Origin of the sequence: Streptomyces sp., from assembly GCF_035563135.1 — a bacterium.
Classification (GTDB): domain Bacteria; phylum Actinomycetota; class Actinomycetes; order Streptomycetales; family Streptomycetaceae; genus Streptomyces.
In genome coordinates this window covers 1-5,961 of the sequence record NZ_DATMVN010000534.1, presented here as the reverse complement: position 1 = coordinate 5,961, position 5,961 = coordinate 1, and the positions used below count along the sequence as shown (strand labels likewise).

Here is a 5,961-nt window from a genome sequence, read left to right as displayed (position 1 = left end):
TCCGGGGACCGGGAGGAGTCCGGGGACCGGGAGGAGTCCGGGGACCGGGAGGAGTCCGGGGACCGGGAGGAGCCCGGGATCCGCGAGCAGTCCGGGGCCGAGACCACGATGCAGGTCCGGCTGCCCGGGCAGCCGGACGCTCCGAACCCGTACGCCGTCGGGCCCGAGCGCCACGAGCACGCCGCCGACACGGCCCCCGCGCCCGGCCCCGCTCCGGCCGCAGACCCGCTCCCGGGCCCCCGGCAGCCGCTGACCGGACTGGGTGAGGAGGTGCCCGATCCGGCACCGCTGCCCGAGCGCCTCACGGACAAGGGACTGCCCAAGCGCACCCCCAGGATCACCGCGCCGCCGTCGGCCCCGGTCACCGAGCGCAAGGGCGGCCTGGACAAGGAAGCCCTGCGCCGCCGGCTCGGAGGCTTCCACCAGGGGGCGAAGGACGGCCGCCGCGATGTCGAGGCGGAGATCGGGGTAGGCGGCACACAGACCGACCACGACCGTACCGACGGTCGAATCGATGAGACGGGGGACACAGTCGAGGAGGCACGCAGTTGACTGCGCCCAGCACATTCGGGCTGAGCACCGAGGCCCGGAACCTTCACTGGTTGCTGAGCAATCTCGTGGAGGAGGTGCCAGGGGTCCACTCGGTCACCGTCGTCTCGTCCGACGGACTGATGCTGCTCTCCTCGGACCCCGGTCTCGCGCCGGCCAAGGCGGCAGGACGGCGGACGGGCCCCAGGGGTTCCAGCGCCGACCTCGCCACCATCGTCTCCGGCATCGGCTCCCTCACGATCGGGGCGGCCAAGCTGATGGACGGCGGCGGCGTCAAGCAGACGATGGTCGCGATGGACGAGGGCAGTGTCTTCGTCATGTCGATCAGCGACGGTTCCCTGCTGGGTGTGCACGCCACCCCTGACTGCGACATGAGTGTCGTCGCCTACCACATGGCGCTCTTCGTCGGCCGTGCCGGACACGTACTCACCCCCGAACTCCGCAGTGAGCTGCGCAAATCGATGGAGAGCACCCAGTGACGTCAGCTGCTGAGCCCGTACGAAAACTCCCCGTACGGGGCGCCGACCGCAAGGCCTCACGGGTCCGTCCGTACTCCCTCACCGGGGGCCGCACCCGCTTCGGCCACGTCCTGCTCGTCGAGACGTTCGTCGCCGCGCTGGACGCCCCCGAGGAGCGCCGCGAACTGACGAACGGCAACCTCGCCTCGCGCGTCATGCCGGAGCTCCACGCCATCGTCGAACTCTGCCGCCGCATGCGTACGGTCGCGGAGATCTCGGCCCTGCTGAAGATGCCGCTCGGCGTGGTCCGGGTGCTGCTCAGCGACTTGGCCGACCAGGGAAAGATCCGCGTCTACGGGACCGGTCACGGCACCGGACAGCCCGACCGCGCGCTGCTCGAAAGGGTGCTCGATGGACTCCGCCGTCTCTGAGGCGCCGCTCTTCACACCGCGTCAGCGAGGGCCGCAGGACCGGCCCGATGAACCGGTGCAGGCCTGGCAGCTCGACCACACACGGGCGCCGATCGCGACCAAGATCGTGGTGGCGGGCGGCTTCGGCGTGGGCAAGACGACCTTCGTCGGCTCGGTCTCCGAGATAACCCCGCTGCAGACCGAAGCGCTGATGACGCAGGCCAGTGAGGAGACCGACGACCTCACGGCCACACCCGACAAGGTCACCACGACCGTCGCGATGGACTTCGGCCGCCTCACCCTGGACGACGACCTCGTCCTCTACGTCTTCGGAACCCCCGGTCAGCAGCGCTTCTGGTTCATGTGGGACGACCTGGTGCGCGGCGCGATCGGCGCGGTCGTCCTGGCCGACACCCGGCGCCTCGCCGACTGCTTCGCCGCGCTCGACTACTTCGAGAGCTGCGGCCTCCCGTACATCGTCGCCGTCAACCACTTCGAGGGGACTCCCGGTTACGAGGAGGACGATGTCAGGGAGGCCCTGACCGTACCTCCGCACGTGCCGGTGGTGATCATGGATGCGCGTAAGAGGATCACCGTCGTCGAGACACTGCTCGCTCTGGTGGGCCACGCACTCGACGCCGCCCCCGAGTAACGACAGACGCACCCAGCACACCTAACGGAGAACCGCGATGCGGAAGATACTCATAGTCGGAGCCGGCCAGTCCGGTCTCCAGCTGGCCCTCGGGCTGCAGTCCCACGGGTACGAAGTCACCCTGATGTCCAACCGCACCGCGGACGAGATCCGGTCCGGCCGGGTCATGTCCACACAGTGCATGTTCCACACGGCTCTCCAGCACGAGCGCGACCTCCAGCTCAACTTCTGGGAGTCGCAGGCCCCCCGGATCGAGGGTGTCGGGGTCTCGGTCGCCGGTCCCGACTCCTCGCGTGTCATCGACTGGGTGGGCAGGCTGGACGGCATCGCCCAGTCCGTCGACCAGCGCGTGAAGATGGCCGGCTGGATGGAGACCTTCGCCCAGCGCGGCGGGCAGCTCGTCATCCACGGCGCGGCGGTCTCCGACCTGGACTACTTCTCCCGGACGTACGACCTGGTGATGGTCTCGGCCGGCAAGGGCGAGCTGGTCTCCATGTTCGGCCGGGACGCCTCCCGTTCGCCGTACGACGCCCCGCAGCGCGCACTGGCCGTCGCCTACGTCCACGGACTGGGTCCCCGCCCGGAGCACCCCGAGTTCGACGCGGTGCGGTGCAACCTGGTCCCGGGTGTCGGCGAGCTCTTCATCATGCCGACCCTGACGACGTCCGGCCGTGCGGACATCCTGTTCTGGGAAGGCGTCCCCGGCGGCCCCCTCGACGCCTTCCAGGGAATCAAGGACCCTTCGGAGCACCTGGCCAGGACGCTGGAGCTCATGGAGACGTACACCCCATGGGAATACGCACGCGCCACCGAGGTGGAACTGACCGACGCCAACGGCACGCTGGCGGGCCGTTACGCCCCGACCGTGCGCAAGCCCGTCGGCCGGCTGCCCGGCGGCGGTCTGGTCCTGGGCGTGGGGGACGTGGTCGTCGCCAACGACCCGATCACCGGCCAGGGCTCCAACACCGCCTCGAAGTGTGCCCACTCCTATCTGCACTCGATCCTCGAACACGGCGACCGGCCGTTCGACGAGGCGTGGATGGAGGCCACGTTCGAGCGGCACTGGGAGAAGACCCAGCACGTCGTGAAGTGGACGAACGCGATGCTCGCGCCGCCGCCGGAGCACGTCCTGAACCTGATCGGCGCGGCCGGTCAGCTCCAGCCGGCCGCGGACCGGTTCGCCAACGGGTTCAACGACCCGGCGGACTTCGACAACTTCTTCTTCGAGCCGGAGAAGACGGACGCCTACCTCGCCGAGATCTCGGGCGCGCAGGGCTGACAGCCGCGCGCGGGGGACCGGGCCGCCGCATTCCGTCACGCGGGCACGGACGGCCACGGCGGCCCGGCTCTCACGCGTCCGGGGCGTCGTACCCCGCGTCCGCCCCCGAGGCGGCGCCCTCGGGCAGTTCCGGCAGCGTGTACGCGCTCAGCGGCTCGGCGTCCGGGTCCGGGCGGACGGCCCCCAGCAGCGGGTTCGAGGCCAGCGGCGATACCTTCACCGTGGCGCCGGGCCTGGGGGCGTGCACCACGAGACCGTTGCCGATGTAGAGCGCGACATGGGTGGCCTTCGGGAAGTAGACCACCAGGTCGCCGGGGCGCAGCGAGCCGACCGGCACCCTCGGCAGCCGGCGCCACTGCTCCTGCGAGGTGCGCGGGATGTCCCGGCCCGCAGCCGACCAGGCCTGCGACGTGAGCCCGGAGCAGTCGTACGACTCCGGCCCCTCCGCACCCCACACGTACGGCTTGCCGATCTGCTCGACGGCGTAGCGGACGGCTTTCGCGCCCTCCTCGGAAGGCGGGCGTACCGAACTGAGCGCCCCTGAGGCGGCCAGCGCGCCCTGGGCCTCGTCGATGTTCTTCTCCTCCAGCGCCGACAGAGCCGCGAGCTGTTCCGCCGACAGCGAGGCCAGCATCGCCTCGATGCCCTTCAGCCGGGACTGCACGGTGTCACGCTGCTTCTTCTGCCGTGCGGTCAGCACCCGCTGCCGCTCCCGCGCCGCGCGGGCCTTGGCCGCCAGGGCCTCGGCGTGTTTCTCCGCGGCGGTGAGCCGGTCGATCACGGCCGACCGGCCGGTCCGGGCGTGCTCGATGACGTGCCCCTGTTCCAGTGCGCGGGCCGGGTCCTCGGCGAGCAGCAGCCGCAGGTAGACGGAGAAGCCGGTGCGCCCCTGGTACTGGTCACGCGCCAGCCGTCCCGCGTCCCGGCGTCCGGCGGCCAGGGCCGCCCGGGCCCGGGCGAGCCCGGCGCGCAGCTTCCTGGCCTCGGCGGTCCGCTTCTTCAGCTCCTCCTCGGTGCGGTTGTGGAGTTCGCCGGCCTCCTCGGCCTTCCGGTAGAGCGTCTGCAACTGCTTCAGCAGCCCGGCCACACTCTGCGGCGCCGCTTCGGCGGCCGGTGCGGGGCCCGGTGCGGGGTCCGGTCCGGCCGGCTCGGCGACGGCGGGGGAGGCGGCGACGACCGCGGCCAGCGCCGCCGTGCAGAGGGCGCGTGTGACTCTGCCCGACACGAGATCACCTCCGGTGTCAGGGGAGATGCCGATTAATCGGACAACCCCATAAGCGATCGGATCGTGTCCATCCGGTCACCCGGCCCCGGGCGACGCAAGGACCGCCCTGCGTGCCGCCCGGGGTGTGCCCCGAACGGCGGAGGCCCGCAGACACCGGCCCCCGCCGCCCGGGATCACTCCACGGGGAAGGCGTAGAAGGCCCGCTCCCGCTGGACGACGGCGGTCCTCCCCGCTGCCAGCACCCGGTAGGGCGCGCTGACCGTGGCGCCCTTCGGGTCCTGGGCGCCGATGTCCTGGAACTTCCACAGCCGGCGCCCGTCCGCCGCGGCGAACGCGGTCACCTGTGAGGTGTCCGCGGCGAGCAGTGTCCTCCCGCCACCGCTCAGCGTCAGCGCGGGGGCGTCACCGCCGAGCGGTACCTCGGTGGACCGGCGCCAGAGCAGCTTTCCGGTCGCCCGCTCGACCGCGCCGACCTCCTGGTTGCGGTTCGTGGTGTGGAGCAGCTCCCCGGCGGGGACAGGCGTGCCGAAGACGGAGGACGCGGTGCCGTTCAGCGTCCAGACCGGCTTCCCGGTGCTCGTCCCGAAGGCCTGCAGATCGTCACCCACGGCGCCGTACAGTGTCCCCTCCTCGTCGCCGGCCACCGCACCCGCCGGTGCGACGGCGCCGAACTGCCTGATCCACAGCAGCTTCCCCGTGGCGCGGTCGAAGCAGCGGAAGAACGCCTTGCCCTTGCCTGCCGCGACGTCGGCGGGGGTGAGGGTGCCCGCGTCCTGGCGTACGACGAGGTCGGTGTCCCTGGCGGCGGTCAGCCGGTAGGCCGGGGTGCCGGGCGCCCGGCCCGCGGGGACTGCGACGCGCCAGAGCTCCTTGCGCCGCACGACGTCGTACGCGAAGAAATACGCCTTGACGGTCTGCGTGTCCTTGCCGGGCTTCTTGCCCTTCTGCGGCTTCGGCGCCTTCACGGTGACGGTGTGGGAGCCGGTGAACCAGAGGACGGACCCGGACATGCCCGTGAGCGGGGCCACCTTCATGTTCGGTACGCCGGTGAACTGGTCCACGAAGCGCACCCGGTGCTCGATCCGCCCGTTCTCCGGCGAGAGCCAGAGGAATTCGGTCGGGCTCGCCAGGAAGCAGAGGCGGTCCCCGGCCGCCAGGACCGCCTGGGCGCCGGCGGCATCGGCACGCTCCCAGACCTTCCGGCCGGTCCGCAGGTCGACGCCGGTCGCTCCGGCCGTGTCCGTCAGCACCAGCAGCTCGTCCCGCCAGACCGCCGCGGTGAGAGGAGCCGGCGCGGCGGCAGGGCGGGTGTACATCCACCGGGGGTCCGGCGCCCGGCCGGGCACGGCGGGGCGTGGCTCCGCGGCCGGTTTGCCGTCGGTGGCCGA

General features: G+C 71.7%; 6 protein-coding genes and 1 pseudogene. 5 read left to right on the top strand and 2 right to left on the bottom strand.

Features of this window, described 5'->3' with window-relative positions:
• The 5 genes and pseudogenes from VN520_RS23625 to VN520_RS23605 form a co-directional block, all read left to right on the top strand.
• A pseudogene (locus VN520_RS23625) lies at window positions 1-552 on the top strand (histidine kinase); the annotation flags it as partial.
• Window positions 549-1,028 carry a roadblock/LC7 domain-containing protein gene (locus VN520_RS23620; RefSeq protein WP_325748945.1) on the top strand — a complete coding sequence of 160 codons (480 nt, stop codon included), beginning with the start codon at window positions 549-551 and terminating at the stop codon, window positions 1,026-1,028. The pseudogene VN520_RS23625 and the gene VN520_RS23620, both read left to right, overlap by 4 nt.
• The gene (locus tag VN520_RS23615) at window positions 1,025-1,438 is read left to right on the top strand and encodes a DUF742 domain-containing protein (protein WP_325748944.1); all 414 of its coding nucleotides are present in this window, start codon (window positions 1,025-1,027) and stop codon (window positions 1,436-1,438) included. The genes VN520_RS23620 and VN520_RS23615 overlap by 4 nt, the downstream gene beginning before the upstream one ends.
• Window positions 1,419-2,069, top strand: coding sequence for a GTP-binding protein (locus tag VN520_RS23610; protein ID WP_325748943.1), 651 nt, complete (start codon window positions 1,419-1,421; stop codon window positions 2,067-2,069). The genes VN520_RS23615 and VN520_RS23610 overlap by 20 nt, the downstream gene beginning before the upstream one ends.
• 37 nt (window positions 2,070-2,106) lie before the next feature.
• Window positions 2,107-3,348 (top strand): styrene monooxygenase/indole monooxygenase family protein, encoded by a 1,242-nt coding sequence (locus tag VN520_RS23605; protein ID WP_325748942.1) that lies wholly within the window; start codon window positions 2,107-2,109, stop codon window positions 3,346-3,348.
• A gap of 70 nt (window positions 3,349-3,418) precedes the next feature.
• Here VN520_RS23605 and VN520_RS23600 read toward each other — a convergent pair whose 3' ends face one another.
• On the bottom strand, window positions 3,419-4,573 hold the full coding sequence (locus tag VN520_RS23600) for a C40 family peptidase (protein WP_325748941.1): 1,155 nt from the start codon (window positions 4,571-4,573) through the stop codon (window positions 3,419-3,421).
• 173 nt (window positions 4,574-4,746) lie between these two features.
• A partial coding sequence (locus VN520_RS23595; RefSeq protein WP_325748940.1) for a PQQ-binding-like beta-propeller repeat protein occupies window positions 4,747-5,961 on the bottom strand: 1,215 nt, incomplete at its 5' end.